General features: G+C 70.4%; 13 protein-coding genes. 2 read left to right on the top strand and 11 right to left on the bottom strand.

All coding sequences use genetic code 11. The features are described from left to right. Positions 1-4: 4 nt before the first annotated feature. Together sufB and sufC are read right to left on the bottom strand one after the other, a co-directional pair. Positions 5-1,414 (bottom strand): Fe-S cluster assembly protein SufB, encoded by a 1,410-nt coding sequence (gene sufB, locus VKT83_02880; protein HLY21391.1) that lies wholly within the window; start codon positions 1,412-1,414, stop codon positions 5-7. A gap of 17 nt (positions 1,415-1,431) precedes the next feature. Next, complete coding sequence (gene sufC, locus VKT83_02875; protein ID HLY21390.1) at positions 1,432-2,268, bottom strand: Fe-S cluster assembly ATPase SufC; 837 nt, start codon at positions 2,266-2,268, stop codon at positions 1,432-1,434. Between the two features lie 221 nt (positions 2,269-2,489). On the opposite strand from sufC, the gene VKT83_02870 reads away from it, so the two are divergent. Further along, entirely contained in the window at positions 2,490-3,329 is an 840-nt protein-coding gene (locus VKT83_02870) for a cyclase family protein (protein ID HLY21389.1), read from the top strand. 162 nt (positions 3,330-3,491) lie between these two features. Here VKT83_02870 and pyrE read toward each other — a convergent pair whose 3' ends face one another. From pyrE to VKT83_02830, 8 genes are all read right to left on the bottom strand, one after another. Next, positions 3,492-4,067 (bottom strand): orotate phosphoribosyltransferase, encoded by a 576-nt coding sequence (gene pyrE / locus VKT83_02865; protein HLY21388.1) that lies wholly within the window; start codon positions 4,065-4,067, stop codon positions 3,492-3,494. After that, on the bottom strand, positions 4,064-4,696 hold the full coding sequence (locus VKT83_02860) for a TetR/AcrR family transcriptional regulator (protein HLY21387.1): 633 nt from the start codon (positions 4,694-4,696) through the stop codon (positions 4,064-4,066). Before VKT83_02860 ends, pyrE begins: the two co-directional genes overlap by 4 nt. A gap of 72 nt (positions 4,697-4,768) precedes the next feature. Next, positions 4,769-5,119 carry a metallopeptidase family protein gene (locus VKT83_02855; GenBank protein HLY21386.1) on the bottom strand — a complete coding sequence of 117 codons (351 nt, stop codon included), beginning with the start codon at positions 5,117-5,119 and terminating at the stop codon, positions 4,769-4,771. A gap of 12 nt (positions 5,120-5,131) precedes the next feature. Then, positions 5,132-5,404: a NifU N-terminal domain-containing protein gene (locus VKT83_02850; protein HLY21385.1), complete on the bottom strand. Its 273-nt coding sequence runs from the start codon at positions 5,402-5,404 to the stop codon at positions 5,132-5,134. A 41-nt stretch (positions 5,405-5,445) separates the two neighbouring features. Continuing rightward, a complete protein-coding gene (locus tag VKT83_02845; protein ID HLY21384.1) occupies positions 5,446-7,191 on the bottom strand; it encodes a protein kinase in 1,746 nt (581 codons plus the stop codon). Then, positions 7,188-8,087: a hypothetical protein gene (locus VKT83_02840; GenBank protein ID HLY21383.1), complete on the bottom strand. Its 900-nt coding sequence runs from the start codon at positions 8,085-8,087 to the stop codon at positions 7,188-7,190. Before VKT83_02840 ends, VKT83_02845 begins: the two co-directional genes overlap by 4 nt. A 52-nt stretch (positions 8,088-8,139) precedes the next feature. Then, on the bottom strand, positions 8,140-9,585 hold the full coding sequence (locus tag VKT83_02835; protein ID HLY21382.1) for a 4-hydroxyphenylacetate 3-hydroxylase N-terminal domain-containing protein: 1,446 nt from the start codon (positions 9,583-9,585) through the stop codon (positions 8,140-8,142). Continuing rightward, complete coding sequence (locus VKT83_02830) at positions 9,572-11,275, bottom strand: long-chain-fatty-acid--CoA ligase (protein HLY21381.1); 1,704 nt, start codon at positions 11,273-11,275, stop codon at positions 9,572-9,574. Before VKT83_02830 ends, VKT83_02835 begins: the two co-directional genes overlap by 14 nt. A 78-nt stretch (positions 11,276-11,353) precedes the next feature. Between VKT83_02830 and VKT83_02825 the strand changes: the two genes are divergently transcribed. After that, positions 11,354-11,788 (top strand): GNAT family N-acetyltransferase, encoded by a 435-nt coding sequence (locus tag VKT83_02825; GenBank protein ID HLY21380.1) that lies wholly within the window; start codon positions 11,354-11,356, stop codon positions 11,786-11,788. A gap of 18 nt (positions 11,789-11,806) precedes the next feature. On the opposite strand, the gene gltB is transcribed toward VKT83_02825, so the two are convergent. Beyond that, the gene (gene gltB, locus VKT83_02820; GenBank protein HLY21379.1) at positions 11,807-16,294 is read right to left on the bottom strand and encodes a glutamate synthase large subunit; all 4,488 of its coding nucleotides are present in this window, start codon (positions 16,292-16,294) and stop codon (positions 11,807-11,809) included. Positions 16,295-16,522 lie beyond the last annotated feature (228 nt).

Below are 16,522 nucleotides of genomic sequence, written 5' to 3'. Positions count from 1 at the left end.
GGCCTTAGCCGACCGACCCTTCCATCTCCATCGCGATCAGCCGGTTGAGCTCCACGCTGTACTCCATCGGGAGCTCCCGGGAGATCGGCTCGATGAAGCCGCGGACGATCATGTTCATCGCCTCGTCCTGGTTCACGCCGCGGCTCATCAGGTAGAACAGCTGCTCGTCCGAGACCTTGGAAACGGTCGCCTCGTGCGTCACCTGCACGTCCGTCTCGTCGATCTCCATCGTCGGGTACGTGTCCGAGCGGGACTTGTCGTCGAGGATCAGCGCATCGCACCGCACCGCGCACTTGCTGCCGTGGGCGCCCGGGTAGACCTTCACGAGCCCGCGGTATCCGGCGCGGCCGCCGGACTTGCTGATCGACTTGCTCACGACCGACGACTGCGTGTGCGGCGCGGCATGGATCACCTTGCCGCCCGGATCCTGGTGCTGCCCCTCGCCGGCGAACGCGATCGACAGAATCTCGCCCCGGGCACCGGGCTCCAGCATGTACACGCTCGGGTACTTCATCGTCAGCTTGCTGCCGAGGTTGCCGTCGACCCACTCCATCGTGGCGTCGCGGTAGGCGACGGCGCGCTTCGTCACGAGGTTGTAGACGTTCTTGGACCAGTTCTGGATCGTCGTGTAGCGGACGCGGGCGCCTTCCTTGACGATGATCTCGACGACCGCGCTGTGCAGCGAGTCGCTCGAGTACGTCGGGGCGGTGCAGCCCTCCACGTAGTGCACGTACGAGCCGGGTTCCGCGATGATGAGCGTCCGCTCGAACTGGCCCATGTTCTGCGCGTTGATCCGGAAGTACGCCTGCAGCGGGACCGTGACGTGGACGCCCGCGGGCACGTAGACGAACGACCCGCCGCTCCACACCGCGCTGTTGAGCGCCGAAAACTTGTTGTCCTCGGGCGGGATGACCGTCCCGAAGTACTCCTTGACGATGTCCGGATGTTCCCTGAGGCCGGAGTCCATGTCGAGGAAGATCACGCCCTGCTTCGTCCACTCCTCGCGCAGGCTGTGGTAGACGACCTCGCTCTCGTACTGGGCGCCGACGCCGGCCAGGTACTTCTTCTCCGCCTCCGGGATGCCGAGGCGGTCGAAGGTCTTCTTGATGTCCGCGGGGACCTCGTCCCACGTCTTGCCCTGGTTCTCCGCGGGCTTGACGTAGTAGTAGATGTCATTGAAGTCGATCTCGCCGACGTTGCCGCCCCACGTCGGGTTCGGCTTTTTCTCGAAGACGCCGAGCGAGTGGAGCCGCACCGCCCGCATCCATTCGGGCTCGCTCTTCATGTGCGACATCGTCTCCACGATCTCGCGGTCGAGGCCCTTGCGGGACTTGAACGCGTACTTGTCCTCGGGATCGTGGAATCCGAATTTGTACTGGTCGAGATCGATGCCCAGCGGGTTGGAGACGGCCATCGCGTCTCTCCTCTCTCCTAGTGCTTGACCCAAAAGACTTTGCCGGCGCTGCGGATCTCGCCTTCGCCGGCGACCTCCGCGGCGACTTTCTCGTACTGCGCCCGGATCCCGTCGTAGCCGATCCGGTCCAGCTCGTCGGCCAGCTCCTCGGTGCCCGAGGTGACGATCCGTCCGTCGAACATCACGTGCACGCGGGTCGGCCGGATGTATTTGAGGATCCGCGGGTAGTGCGTGATCAGGAGCACGCCCATCTTGCCGCCCGACAGCTCGTGCATCCGGTTCACGCCCGCGGCGACGATCTTGACCGCGTCGACGTCGAGGCCCGAGTCGGTTTCGTCCATGATCGCGATCTCGGGTTCGAGCATCGCCATCTGGAGGATCTCGGCGCGCTTCTTCTCGCCGCCGCTGAAGCCCTCGTTGACGTAGCGGCCGAGGATCGCCGGATCGACCTGCAATTCCTCGACCTTGGCCTTGATAAGCTTCTGAAACTCGACCAGGCCCATCAGCTTGTCCTTGTCGAGCCCGCGCCTGGCGCTCACCGCGGTCCGGAGGAAGCTCGCCATCGTGACGCCGGGGATGCTCACCGGGTACTGGAACGCGATGAAGAGGCCCCTCCGGGCGCGCTCGTCCGGAGCCATCGCGAGCAGGTCTTCGCCCTTGTAGAGGACCTCGCCGCGCTGCACTTGGTAAAACGGGTTGCCCATCAGGACGTTGGCGAGAGTGCTCTTGCCGGAACCGTTGGGGCCCATCAGCGCGTGGATCTCGCCCGACCCGACGGTCAGCGACGCGCCCTTTAGAATAACCTTGTCCTCAACCTGTGCCCATAGATCCTTGATGACGAGCTCGGTGCTCAATGGGCCCCTCCCGGCCGGCGCCGCCGCTCCGCCGCGAGGCCTTGGAACAGGGGTGCCGGATTCTCGACTAGTTTAGTCATGTTTCCACTGCCTACTATACTACGGCAGCATGCCAATTTCCAGGCCACCAAGACTGACCCCAAACGGCCCGGGACCCTGGATGTCCGTGCCGAACCACTACGCGCACCGTAAGCGCAACGCTCCCCGGGAGGTGGATTCCTATGCCCGCGCACGACGACGTGGAGGCCCTGGTCCGGACGGTGATCGGACGCAAGATCTACGACCTCGAGCAGCCCCGGACGGCCGCCATGCCGGTGCACGAGGCGCACCGGCCCGGCTACTTCTTCCAGCTGCACCGCCGGCACGAAGACACCTACGACCCCGAACGGGAGGGGCCCCGAAGCGGCGCCTCCGGCATGATGGTTTTGATGGAGCACACCGGGACGCACATCGACGCCCTCTCCCATCAGGCCGCCGCCCTGTGCCTCTATGGGGACGTGAAGATCACGCCGCGCGTGGAGACGCCGCGCGGGTTCACCGTGCACGGGATCGAGACGATGGCGCCGATCGTCGCGCGCGGGGTGCTGCTCGACGTCTGCGCAACCCTGGCGCACAAACTGGGACGCGAGCCGCTGCCGCCGCACTACCGGATCACGGCCGATGACCTCGAATCCGCGGCGCACCGCGCGGGTGTCACGGTGCAGGCCGGAGACGCCCTGCTTGTCCGGACCGGCTACGGCGGGTTGTGGAACGACGCCCCGGCGTATCTCGCCGCCGCCGGGGTCGGACGGAGCGGCAGCGAGTGGGCGGCCGACCACCGCGTCGCCTGCGCGGCCTGCGACAACATGACCTGGGACGAGACGGAGGAGCGCGATCCGGAAACCGGCGGGCATCTGTTCGCGCACCTCCATCTCATCGCGCGACGCGGCATTCCGATCATCGAGAACCTCAACCTCGAAGAGCTCAGCCGCGACCGCCGCTCGACGTTTCTCTTCGTCTGCGCGCCGCTCAAGTTCGTCGGCGCGACGGGCTCCCCGGTGCGTCCGATGGCCATCGCCTGACGTGTTCGCGCGCATCGTCCGGCTTCGCCACGAACGGGGCGTGACGCTCATCGAGTTGATGGTCGTGGGCTTCGTGATCCTCGTGATTCTCGTGCTCGCGGCAGTCGTGCGGGAGCGGGCGCGCAAGGCGGTCACGACGCCGCCGGCGTCACACGGCGAGGATCAAACGCGCCACTCGGACATGTCGTATAGGACGTCGAAGCGAAATCCCGCGCTCTCCACGCCCTCGCGCCCGCCTTCATGCCGGTCGATCACGGCGAGGATCGCGAGCACCTGCGCGCCGGCGGACTCCACCGCCCTCGCGGCGCGGACGGCCTGGGCGCCGGTCGTGACCACGTCCTCGAGCACGACGGCGCGGTCGCCTTTGTCCACCCGGCCCTCGATCATCTTGGCGGTGCCGTACTCCTTCGCCCCGGGACGCACGATCGCGAACGGCAGTCCCGTCTCGAGCGCGAGCGCGGTGGCCAGCGGCACGCCGCCGAGCGCGGGGCCGATGAGGCGAGTCGTGCCGGGAGGCAGCCTCCCGGCCAAGAGGCGCGCGATTTCGCGGAGCAGCTGCGGGTCGGTCTCGAACAAATACTTGTCGATGTAGAAGGAGCTGCGGCGGCCGGAGCTCAGCACGAAATCGCCGCGCAGAAATGCCGCCTGGACGAGCCGCGCCCACGTGCGGGCGCGCGGGTCCGCGTCGGAGTTCCGGCGGACTTCCGTCCGCGGCTGCGCCGGTTTCTCCGGCGTCACGTGGCCGGCGAGGCGGTGGGCACGAGGCCGACGCTGCTGAGCAAGAGGCGCGTCAGCGGGACGATGACGTCTTCGAGCGGCGCGGGCCGTCCGGTGTTGAGCCAGCGCACGACGACCTCGCCGATCGCGCCGATCCACACATACGCGGCCAGTTCCGTGTCCTGCGCGTCGATCCGGCCATCCTCAACCGCCCGGTCAAGGTAGCCGCGCAGCACTTCCACCAGCATGCCCTTCAGCGCGATGCGCTTTCCCTGAAACTCTGCGCCGGTCATCGGCCAGTCCAGCAGCACGATCCGCGCCAGCGCCGGATGCGCATGGAAGCTGCGCACGAGCGTCGCCACCGTGGCTTCCACCTGGCCGATGAGCCCGCGGCCGCGCTGCACCGCGAGATGCATCTCCTGGGCCAAGGTGGTGACGTAGTCCTCGACGAGCGAAAAGAAGATCTGTTCTTTGCTCTCGAAGTAAAAATAAACGGCACCTTTTGAGGTGCCGGATGCTTTGACGATATCGTCGACGACCGATCCGTAGAAACCTTTACTGGCGAATACCTGTGCAGCGGAATCGAGGATTTTTCTGCGCGTATCTTCTCGTTGCGGCGTTTTGCTCAACCGCTCTACCGCTGTCGCCATTTTTCCCCCCAGACTGACTGGTCAGTCTCCCCAGGCGCAGTATAGGCCCCGCCTCCGGCCCTGTCAACATGCCTAGCCCCATTCTTCCATTTCCGCGTCGCTCAGGCCGAAGTGATGGCCGATCTCGTGCACGACGGTCTTGCGAACCTCCTCGACGATCTCCGCGTCGCTCCGGCATATCGCCTCGATGTTCTGCTGATAGATCACGACGATCTCGGGCAGCTCGTACGCCGCCATCGGCGACTGCTCGAGCTCGCTGACGCCCTGATACAGCCCGAGGATGTCACCGCCCAGCTCGGCCGCGATCTCGCGCGACGGACGCGCCTCGACGATCACCGCGATGTTCCGGAGGCGCTCGGCGAAGCGCTTGGGGAGCCCGTCGAGGGCTTGGGCGACGAGGCGCTCGAAGGCGGCGCGCCGCACGGCTCCAGGCCGTCAGGCGATGTGCTGCCGGATCAATGACTCCGCGCGCGGCACAACCACGTCCCAGTCGGTGCCCTCCGTGCGGGTCACGGTGATGAAATCGTTGAGGAAGAACACTTGGCGCACGCCCCCGATCCCGAGCAGGTCGCGCGCGAGCGGCGCCGCGGCGGTGGCGGCGTCGGTGAACGTCTGGCTGCGCCCCTCGGTCACGCGGCGGTTCACGACAAACTTGAGCGCGTTGACGTTCGGTGTCGGCTGTACCGTCACGGTCAGCGGATCGGCCACGTCGCCCTCCTCGACGATCGTCGCACCCTCATGGTCAATGGCTAATGCCCGTGCTCATGATCGCCCGCCCCCTTCGGTCCCCCGCGGCCCGGCGGTCCGAGCGGCCCGGGACCGAACGGAAACGGCGGCGCGCCCTGGCTGACGAGGACGTCGACGCCCGCGTTGGGCCCAAGCTGCGCTCCCGGCAGCTGGAACTGGTAGATGATCCGCCCGGACGTGACTTGATCGTCGAACGTGTAGCTGACCTGTCCCAGCCGCAGGCCGACGCGTTCGAGCATGCCCTCGGCCTGCTGGATGGTTTGGCCTCGGAGATCGGGCACCGAGCCGGACCCTTCGCTGACGGTCAGGTTGATGACGGTGCCTTTCGCGACGTCTGTGCCGGGCGCCGGATCCTGTGCCACCACCACGCCGAAGGGCGCCTTGGGATCCTGGCGCTTGCCCGCCACGGCCAACCCGAGCCGGAGTCCCTGCGCGGTCGACCCGGCGTCCGCGACCGTCCGGCCGATCAGATTGGGCGTCGCGACGTGCGCGGCGAGCCACGCGGTGCGGTAGGCCGCGGCGAGAATCGTGAGGCCGAGAGCAACGGACACCGCGGCAACCGCAAGCCGCACGGAGACCAGCTTGGCGCGACGCGGTCCCGGCAGCCGCAGATGCGCGGTGCCCGACACCGCGTCGGGCCGGGGCGATGGGACGGCGGGGAGCGACGAGGTCTTGCCGAGATGATCGAGATCGCGGAGCGCCGCAGTCGACTCGGCCGGGCTCGCGAATTGCGCCTCTGCGCCGTCCGTCGACGATCCCGGCGGAGCCGCCGGGGCCGTGTGCGCGCCGGCGGCGGCCAGTCCGTCGAGCGGCACTGTCGCACCGACCGGACCGGCGTCGGCGCCGATCTGCGCCGTGAAGTCCGTCGCCGCGGCGCCGGCCGATCGCGCGGCGGCGCCGGCGGCGCGGGGGCCGGCCGCCGTGACACCGGCGCCGGCCAGCCGGTGGAGCTCCACGGCGAGCGCGGCGGAGTCCGGGTAACGGTCCCGCGGCTCCTTGGCCAGCAGCCGATCGACGAGCGCGGCCGCCCCGGGCGAGACGTCCGGCCGCAGGTCGCGAAGGCTGCGCGGCGCTTCGTGCAGGTGCTTAAGCGCCACGGCAACCGGGGCCTCGCCCGAGAACGGGACGCGGCCCGCCAGCATCTCGTAGAGCACGATGCCGAGCGCGTATTGGTCCGACGCCGGACCTGCCGCATCGCCCTTCGCCTGCTCGGGCGAAAGATAAGGCGCCGAGCCCATCACCGTGCCCGTACGCGTGAGGGACGTCGCGTCCAGCGTGAGCGCGATGCCGAAGTCGGCGACCTTGACGTGGCCGTCCTCCGTCAGCAGGATATTGTGCGGCTTGATATCGCGGTGGACGACGTGGCGCCCGTGCGCGTAGGCGAGCGCGTCGGCCACCTCGGCCGCGATCGCCAGCGCCTCGACTTCGGACATCCGTCCGTCCCGCTGCAGGCGCTCCTGCAGGGTGCCGCCGCCCACGTACTCCATCGCGATGAACTGGCGGAGGCCGTCCTGGCCCCAGCCGTACACCGTGACGATACGCGGATGCGTGAGACCGCCGGCGGAGGCGGCCTCGTGGCGGAACCGCCGCCGGAAGGCGTCGTCGCGCGCCAGTACGTCGGCCAGCACCTTGACGGCGCAGGGCCGGCCGCCCTGCCGGTCCCAGGCGCGGTATACCGCGGCCATGCCGCCGCTGCCGAGCGGCTGCTGCAGCTCGTAGCGGCCGCCGAGCAGGTCCGGCGCGGTCAATGCAGCCGCTGCGTCGCGACGAGCCCGGGTAGCTCGGTGGCCCACGATGCGCGCCTCGCAAAGGCGATGATCGGCGGCAGGTAGCTGCGAATCAGGGTGATGACGCGCTCCGGCGACGCGAGGCCGCTGCCGGTCAGCAGCGTCCAGCGCGTCTCCAGCATCGCCGCCAGATGCAGCGCGAGCTCCGTCGAGATCATGCCGATGTCGGCCAGCGGCAGGAACACCTCCCACCGCCGGGACGGCCGCGGGATCCCGTACGTCATCAGCATCGCCTTCGCGATGCCCGTCGCGGCGCCGCTGGCGTTGCTGAACACGCCGACGAGCTGCGCGACGCGCTCGGCGTCGCGCGCCACCGCCTCGACGTCGCGGCTGAACATCTCGAGAATCGGCACCGACGTGAGCACCCGCGCGAGCCGCCAGCCGATGCGGATCGGGTCGAGCGCGCGCGCGATCTGGCCGCCCGTGCGGACGGCCTCGTCGGCCGAGGCGCCAAAGCCCCGCGCCTTCATGATGGTCTCGTGGGCCTCTTCGAGGAGCCGCGGCCGCTCCTGCTCGAGACGCGCCGCCATCTGCCTGCCGAAGGCCTCGCGCGCCTCCGCGTCGTTGTCCGCGACCAGGCGGCCCCAGGTCAGTACTTCGTAGACGACCGGAAGAATGTGCGAGCTGAGCGCAAACGGCATGAGCACGCCGGGCGCGTCGCCGAGGGGGTTGCCGGTGCCGAGCCCCTCGAGGTACTCGGTCACCGCGTCGGCGTCGACGCTCTCTCGAAACACGAGCCCGACCTCGATGTCGGAGTCGGGCCACGTGCGCTCCACCGCCGGCTGCCCGTAGAGATAGGCGGCAACAACCTCCTCTTCACCCCCAAAGAAGCGCGCCAGGTTCTCGTACGCGTTCATTCAGGGTCCGCTCCGTCCGCCCGCCGCATTACTAGTAAGATACCACGTTCGCTCAGCGGACCTCGTCCACGCCGGCCGCCGACGCGGCAAGGCGCTTCACGCGGTCGATCTCCGCGTCCTGCAGGACGGTGAGCTTCTGCGTCTCGAGCGACCCCTCGGCGTGAATCGCGAGCACCTCGAGGTAGCCGCCGAGATCGGAGGCGACGAGGTCGCGGAGGAGATTGATGACGCGGAGCCGCTCCTCGGCGCCGACGCCTTCCCGGCCGCCGAGCGCGCGGTCGAAGAGCCGCCGCACCTCCGGGCGCATCCAATCTTCCTCCATCGGGCCGGTGACGAGCAGGCCGCCGGCGAGATCCTGAACGTCGCGCACCGCGTCGTGGTAGCCGCGTGCGAAGTAGTACTTGGCGGCGTTGGTCAGCGCCACGTCGGGCACGGCGATGCCGTCGACGTCGCGCGCACCCACCGCCGCGGCGGTGCCGAGCCCGCGCGTCGTCTGCAGATACAAGGAGAGGTGCGCGAGTTTGTCGCGGACGTGCGATGCCTTGAGCAGCCCGTGGTAGTCGGCGATAAGCGCCGCCCCGCCGAGCAGCAGCTCGAGCAGCGGGGTCTTGTACGACACCGCGGTGAACCGGTGGAACTCCACGAACGTCCGCGCGAGCGCCCCCGCGGCGCGCCACTCGCCGCAGAGAAAGACGCGGTCCCAGGGCACCAGGACGTCGTCGAAGACGGTCAGCGACTCCGTCAGACTGTACCGGCTGCTGAGCGGGTTGTCGAATTCGCTCGTGGCCCCGAAGCCGCGCGCGCTCGCGATTATGGTGACGCCCGGCGTGTCCGCCGGCACCGCGAACGCGACCGCGTAGTCGGCGTCGGCCTCCGCCATCGCCCGCGTCGGCACGACCACGATCTCGTTGGCGAAAACGGCGTTCGTGGTGTGCGCCTTCACGCCGCGGACGATCACGCCGTCCCGCGTCTCGCGGACGCGCCGGACGTAGGCGTCGGGCTCCGGCTGCTCGGACGGCCGGCGGGCCCGGTCGCCCTTCGCGTCCGTCTGGGCGACGGCCATCGCGAGATCACCGTCGCGGCAGTGCTCGTAGAGCGCGCGGACGCGCTTCGCGTACGTCGTGCCCGCCTCGCGGTCGAGCCGGCCGGCCACGATCATCAACGCGAACAGGGCGTCCGTGCCGATCTCCTTGATCAGCGGGACGAACGACCGCGCCTCGCGGGTGACGTGCTCGATCAGATCGCGGCGGCGCAGCAGATCGCCCGGGGCGCGCGGAATCGCGAAGTACCGGCTCATCGGCTCGCCGTCCGGCGCCGGCACGGTGAGCAGATCGTCGCCCGGACGCGCGTGCGCGAGGCGGAAATCGATCGCCACGTGGCGCGCGCCGCGCCCGAGGTGCGGATGGGCCGTGACGTCGTCGACCCGCTCGCCGCGGTAGACGACGCGGCGTCCGTCGCGGAGGCTGGCCAGAAACTCGTCCGGGCTACGCAATGGCATCGTCGCCTCCCCTGTCTGACGCAGGACCTCCGGCCGCGTCGCGGCCTCCTGCCCTGTCCGGCGCGCGCCGGCCCTGCGCGGACGGCGCGGGCGCCTCCGCGGCGTCCGCGCGGGTTCGCAGCAGATATTTCTGGATCTTTCCCGTCGCCGTCTTCGGCAGTGCGTCCACGAACTCGACGGCCTTGGGCGCCTTGAAGTGGGCCAGGCGTTCGCGGCAAAAGGCGATCAACTCGCCGGCCGTGGCGCGGGCGCCGGAGCGCAGCACCACGCAGGCCCGCGGCACTTCGCCCCAGACCGGATCGGGGCTCGCGACGACCGCGGCCTCGAGGACGGCGGGGTGCTGATAGAGGACGCCCTCCACCTCCACCGACGAGATGTTCTCGCCGCCGCTGATGATCAGGTCTTTCTTGCGATCCACGATCTGCGCGTAGCCGTCGGGGTGCACCACCGCGAGATCGCCCGTGTGGAACCAGCCCCCCGCGGTGGCCGCGGCGGTCGCCTCGGGGTCGCGGTAGTATCCGGCGGTGACGGTCGGGCCGCGGACGACGATCTCGCCGATCTCGACGCCATCGCGCGCCACGTCCGCGAGATCGTCACGCACGATCCGCACCCGTCCGGCCGCGATCTGCCCGATCCCCTGCCGCGCCTTGAGCGCCGCGCGCTCGGCGAGCGGCCGGTCGTCCCACGCCGCGCGCCACTCGCACACGGTCAGCCACGGCCCGGTCTCCGTGAGTCCGTAGACGTGCACGATCTCGAACCCGAGCTCTTCTTCGCAGCGTTTGATGAGCGCGGCCGGCGGCGGCGCGCCGCCGACGTACCAGCGCACGCGCTGCCGCGGCCGCCATCCCTGCGTGCTCGGATCGCCCCCGAGCATCACCAGCACGGTCGGCGCGGCGAAGGCCACGGTCACGCCCTCGGCCTCGATCAGGCGCACGATCGCCGGCGGATCCACGTGGGGGAGGCAGACGTGCCGCGCGCCCGCGGCGGTAACGGCCCACACGCCGCCCCAGCCGTTGACGTGAAACATCGGCAGCGTGTGCAGATACACGTCGTCGCCGCCGAGCCGCGCGTGAACCAGGACGTCGAGCACGTTGAGGGCGGTCATCCGGTGCGTCATGATCACGCCCTTCGCGTGCCCCGACGTCCCGCTCGTGTAGTTGATGCTGATCGGCGCGTTCTCGTCGAGCGTGTCGACGCCGTCCAGCAGGCGGCCGCTTCGTCCGGACGGCGCGCCGGCGATCAGATCCTCGACGCTCACCGCGCCCCCGCCGCCCGCCGTCCCCGCGCCCGCGTTGTCGTCCAGCGTCACCACGCGCAGGCCGAAGTCGTCCCGCAGCGAACCGGCCAGATCGGCAAACGCCGGATCGGCGAGCAGCACGCGGCAGCCCGCGTGGCCGGCGATGTGCCGGTAGTCGGCGGCGCCGAGACGGGTGTTCAGCGGCACGAGCACGCCGCCGGCCAGCGGCACGGCGGTGTAGCATTCGAGCGCCCGGTGGGTGTTCGGCGCGAGCACCGCGGCGCGGTCGCCCGGCCCGAGGCCGATCTCCCGCAGCGCGGCGGCCAGCCGCAGGCAGCGGTCGGCGAACACCGCGTAGGTGTACCGTTCGGCTCCGTCCGCGACGGCCGGGCGATCCCCGTAGACGTCGGCGGCGCGGCGGAAAAACTGCAGCGGCGACAGCGGAGCGGGCACGGGGCCGTGTTCTGCGATGCCGGAAGCGGCCCCTGCCGGGGCGAAAATCCGGGGACTGGGTGTTCGAGGGGGCCTGTTGTGGACGAGACTCAATTCACGATCGACACTCACCCGGACGGACGGCAGGTGGATTTGCTGAAGGACCGCATCGACACCTTCAACATGGATGAGACGAAGATCCGCGACTTCGAAGAACTGGCGATCTTTTTGCGCGATTCATCCGCGGAGTTGATCGCCGGGCTGTACGCCTACACGTGGGGTGGATGCCTGGACGTACAGCTGCTGTGGGTACGCGAAGGCGACCGCGGCAGAGGGCTCGGATCGAAATTGCTGTCCGCCGCCGAACGGGAGGCATCCGCCAGAGGTTGCCACGTCGCCATGCTCGCGACCCACAGTTTCCAGGCGCCCGACTTCTACAAGAAACTCGGGTACGAGGAAATCGGCGTGCTCGCCGGATACCCAATTCGGCACAAGAAGTATTTCTTGAAGAAAACCCTCGCCGGGCAACGCTGATGTCTTCGGTCCGGGCGCCTAGACCGCGGGCGTGATCGTTCCGGCCGGGGCGGCGGCCGGCCGCGGGTCGGGTGCGGCGGCGGGCGCGTCCTTCGGCAGGAGCTTCCAGAACTTCGGCAGCCAAGCGTCCCACTCGTCGAGAATCGTCCGCGCGCGCCCGCTGCCCGTCGCGTCCGCGTGCGCCTGCACGAGGGCGCGCAGCCGGACCGCGTCGTCCCCGCCGTCCACCCGCCGCGCCGCGACGAACGCGGGGTGGAAGCGGTGGAGGAAGCGGCCGTCCGCGTCGAGCACGAAGGCGGTGCCGCCCGTCATCCCGGCGCCGAAGTTCCGGCCCGTCTCGCCGAGCACCACAACCGTGCCGCCGGTCATGTACTCGCAGCCGTGATCGCCGGTCCCTTCGACCACGGCGACGGCGCCGCTGTTGCGGACGGCGAACCGCTCGCCGGCGCGGCCGGCGGCGAAGAGCCGCCCGCCTGTGGCTCCGTACAACACGGTATTGCCGACGATCGCGTGCCGGTGCGAGACGGGCAGCAGCGCGTCCGGGGGCCGGATCACCAGCGTGCCGCCGGTCATCCCCTTTCCGACGTAGTCGTTGGCTTCACCCGCGAGCAGAAGGCGCATCCCCGGGACGCACCACGCGCCGAACGATTGGCCGGCCGTCCCCTCAAACCGCAGGGTGACGGTGCCGTCGGGCAGCCCGGCGTCGCCGTACCGCCGGGCAATCGCGGCGGCGATGCGGCCCCCGACCGCGCGGTCGCCGTTCGCGATCCGGAAGGCGCGGTCGACCGGCCGGCCTTCCAGAATCGCATCGCGGATCTCGAGCAGGATGTGATCGTCATAGGGCGTCCCGGGACGGTCGTTGCGGTCCTGGCGCGCGCGGCGGGCCCGCGTCCCGGAGGGATCGGGGTCGGCGAGGATCCGCTCGAGCGTGAGGCGGCGCGCTCGTCCTGCCGGCATTTCCCCGCGCATCCGCAGCAGATCCGGCCGGCCGACGATCTCGTCGAGCGACCGGAACCCGAGCGACGCGAGAATCCCGCGCACCTCGTCCGCGACCCCGACCATGAAATTGATCACGCGCTCCGGCGTCCCGGGGAACTTTGCGCGCAGATCTTCGCGCTGCGTGGCGATGCCGACCGGACAGGTGTTGAGGTGGCACTGCCGCGCCATCACGCAGCCGAGCGCGACCACCGCGGCGCTCGCGAACCCGAACTCCTCCGCGCCGAGCATCGCGGCGACGACGACGTCGCGGCCGGTCTTGAGCCCGCCGTCGACCCGCACGCGCACCCGGCCCCGCAGGTTGTTGGCGACGAGGGTCTGCTGGGTCTCGGCGAGGCCCAGTTCCCACGGCACCCCGGCGTTCTTGATCGAGTCGAGCGGCGAAGCGCCGGTGCCCCCGTCCGCGCCGGCGATGTGCACCGTGTCGGCGTACGCCTTCGCCACGCCGGCGGCGATCGTCCCGACGCCGGCCTCGCTGACGAGCTTCACCGACACGCGCGCGCTCGGGTTCCCCTGCTTGAGATCGTAGATGAGCTGCGCGAGGTCCTCGATGCTGTAGATGTCGTGGTGCGGCGGCGGCGAGATGAGCGTGACGCCGGGCTGCGAGCGGCGGATCCGCGCGATCTCCTCGCTCACCTTGGTCCCGGGAATCTGGCCGCCCTCGCCGGGCTTGCTCCCCTGCGCCATCTTGATCTCGAGTTCCTGCGCGGAGGCGAGGTACGCCGCGGTGACGCCGAAGCGGCCGGACGCGATCTGCTTGATCGCGGAGTTGGCGGAGTCGCCGTTCGGACGCGGCGCGTAGCGCGCGGGGTCCTCCCCGCCCTCGCCGCTCGCGCTGCGCGCGCCGAGGCGGTTCATCGCGACGGCGAGCGTCTCGTGCGCCTCACGGCTGAGCGAGCCGTGGGACATCGAGGAGATGATGAAGCGGCGCACGATCGACGGGGCCGGCTCGACGTCCTCGACGTCGATGGGCGTGCGGCCGCAAAACTCCAGGAGATCGCGCAGCGCGGTCGGGGGACGGTGCGTGACTTCCCAGGCGTAGGCGAGGTAGTCGCCGCCGCCGCCCTCGAGGGACGCCCGGTGCAGCGTGCGCAGCACGTTCGGATGAAAGGCGTGGTAGTCGCCGCCCTTGCGGAAGCGGAACGCCCCCGGATCCGCGAGCGCGGGCGGCTCGCCGGTCCGGTGCGCCAGGCGGTGGCGGGCCAGCGTGTCTTCGGCGATCTCGGCCAGCCCGATGCCCCCGATCCGCGTGGGCGTCCCGGTGAGCGAGAACTCGACCAGCGTGTGCGCGAGGCCGACCGCTTCGAAGATGCCGGCGCCGTGGTAGCTGCTGATCGTCGAGATGCCCATCTTGGACATGATCTTGAGCAGCCCCGCTTCGAGCGCCCCGCGGTAGCGGCGGAGCGCCGCGTCGGGGGCCAGGCCGTGCCGGCGGCCCTCGTCGGCGACGACGTCGTAGGCGAGGCGCGGGCACACGGCGCTCGCGCCGTACCCGATCAGGAGGGCCAGGTGATGGACGTCGCGAGCCTCGTCCGTCTCGGCGATGAGACTCGCGCGCATCCGCATCCCGCGGCGGATCAGCGTCTGATGCACGGCGCCGACCGCGAGCACCGGCGGGATCGGCGCGCAGGCCGCGTCGGCGCGGCGGTCGCTCACGACGAGCAGGCCCGCGCCCTCCTCCACCTGATAGACCGCCTCATCGCACAGACGCACGAGCGCGCGCTCGAGGCCTTCCGCCCCCTCCGCCGCGGGGAAGACCGCGTCGAGGGTGCGCAGCCGAAAGGCATCGCCGAGCGCGGCGAGGGACGCGAGGTCGGACGGCGAGAGCACGGGACTCGGCAGCTCGACGAGCCGCGCGTGCTCCGGCCCCTCCGCGAGCAGGCTCGGCCGCGCGCCGAGCAGCGTGCGCAGCGACATGACGAGCCGCTCGCGCAGCGGATCGATGGGCGGGTTGGTGACCTGGGCGAAGCGCTGCTTCAGGTAGTGGGCGACGAGCCGCGGCCGCGCCCCGAGCACCGCGAGCGGCGTGTCGTCGCCCATCGAGCCGACCGGATCCTTCGCGTCGGCCAGCATCGGGGCGAGGATGCGCTGGACCTCCTCGCGCGTGTAGCCGAACAGGACCATGCGGCGGGCGAGAGCGTCCGGCGGAGCGGCCGTCCTCTCGGCCGCCGCCGGGGCCTCGCCGGCCGGGGCCGGACGCACGCGTTCGTGCGCCAGCCACGCGGCGTAGGGGCGGCCGGCGGCCGCTTCGCCCTTGATCATGGCGTCCGTGAGGATGCGGCCCGCCGCGGTGTCGACCGCGAGGATCCGGCCCGGACCGAGCCGGCCCTTCTCGACGACGCGCGACGGCTCGACGTCCACGATGCCGGCTTCGCTCGCGAGGATGACCAGGCCGTCATCGGTCACGACGTACCGCGCCGGCCGCAGGCCGTTGCGGTCCAGCGCGGCCGCGGCGTACCGGCCGTCCGACAGCGCGAGCGCGGCCGGGCCGTCCCACGGCTCGGCCAGGCCGGCGTGGAAGTCGTAGAACGCCCGGATGTCGTCCGGCATCTCGGCGTGGCCCTCCCACGCCTCCGGGACCAGCATCATCATCGCGTGCAGCAGGTCCCGGCCGGACCGGACGAGGAGCTCGAGGGCGTTGTCCAGCATCGCGCTGTCGCTGCCGCCCGGCTGGATCACCGGCAGCAGGTCGGCCATGCGCTCGCGCCACACCGCGGAGCGCGCCTGCCGCTCGCGCGCGCGCATCCAGTTCACATTGCCGGAGAGCGTATTGATCTCACCGTTATGGGCGAGAAAGCGGAACGGCTGCGCCAGCGGCCAGCTGGGAAACGTGTTGGTGCTGTAGCGCTGGTGGAAGAGCGCGAGCGCGGTCTCGTAGCGCGGATCGCGCAGGTCCGGATAGAATCGCGCGAGCTGCGGGGCGACGAACATGCCTTTGTACACGACGGTACGGTGCGAGCACGAGGCGAGGTAGGCGCCGTCGACGCCCTCGTCGTCGAGACGCCGTTCGATCAGCCTGCGCACCAGGTACAATGTGCGTTCGAAGTCTTCCGCGCCGAGCCGGTCGGGCCGTCCGAGCAAAGCCTGCTGAATCTCGGGCCGCGTGCGCGCGGCCTGCGCGCCGAGGGCCGGCAGCGCCACGGGCACCGCGCGCCAGCCGAAAAAGGCGAGCCCTTCCCGGGTCGCGACGTCCTCGATGATCGACCGCGCGCGGGCCTGCGCGCGCACGTCGCGCGGGAGAAATGCCATCGCGACGCCGAGGTCCGCGTGCCGCGGAGGCCGTACGCCGAGCCGGTACAGGTCCGGGACCAGCAGCCGGTACGGAATCTGGGTGAGCACGCCGGCGCCGTCGCCGGTCTTCCCGTCGGCGGAGACCGCCCCGCGGTGAGTGAGGCGCGCGACCGCTTCGAGCGCGAGTTCGATCACGGCGTGGCTGCGGCCGGCCGTGGTCGCGACGAACCCTGTCCCGCAGGCGTCGTGCTCGAACCGTGGATCGCGTAGATCAGCCACCGGCCGGCTCCCTACTCGAAATCCGCTCCCGCACCCCGCCCCTCGGGAATGCAAAAAGCCCGAGAGAGGTCCTGAAGAGGAACCCTCCCTCGGGCTTTTATCCCGACGGTGTAGCGCCGCGTAGGCCGCCTGCGCCGCTCGGTCCTGCCGGCTCCATCGCCGCGGAACCCTAGGCGCACTCCCTCCGTGCCGGCGTCAAGGCCGGCGTACGGACCGATATGCGATTGT

The organism is bacterium (genome assembly GCA_035308905.1).
Lineage (GTDB): Bacteria > Sysuimicrobiota > Sysuimicrobiia > Sysuimicrobiales > Segetimicrobiaceae > DASSJF01.
Note: the sequence above shows the minus strand (reverse complement) of the source record. Positions and strands in the feature narration are given on the sequence as shown.

Excerpts from the sequence above, each read along its gene's own strand:
- sufB (HLY21391.1), bottom strand. The coding sequence starts at position 1,414 with ATGGCCGTCTCCAACCCGCTGGGCATCGATCTCGACCAGTACAAATTC.
- VKT83_02870 (HLY21389.1), top strand. The coding sequence starts at position 2,490 with ATGCCCGCGCACGACGACGTGGAGGCCCTGGTCCGGACGGTGATCGGA.
- VKT83_02860 (HLY21387.1), bottom strand. The coding sequence starts at position 4,696 with ATGGCGACAGCGGTAGAGCGGTTGAGCAAAACGCCGCAACGAGAAGAT.
- VKT83_02840 (HLY21383.1), bottom strand. The coding sequence starts at position 8,087 with ATGAACGCGTACGAGAACCTGGCGCGCTTCTTTGGGGGTGAAGAGGAG.
- VKT83_02835 (HLY21382.1), bottom strand. The coding sequence starts at position 9,585 with ATGCCATTGCGTAGCCCGGACGAGTTTCTGGCCAGCCTCCGCGACGGA.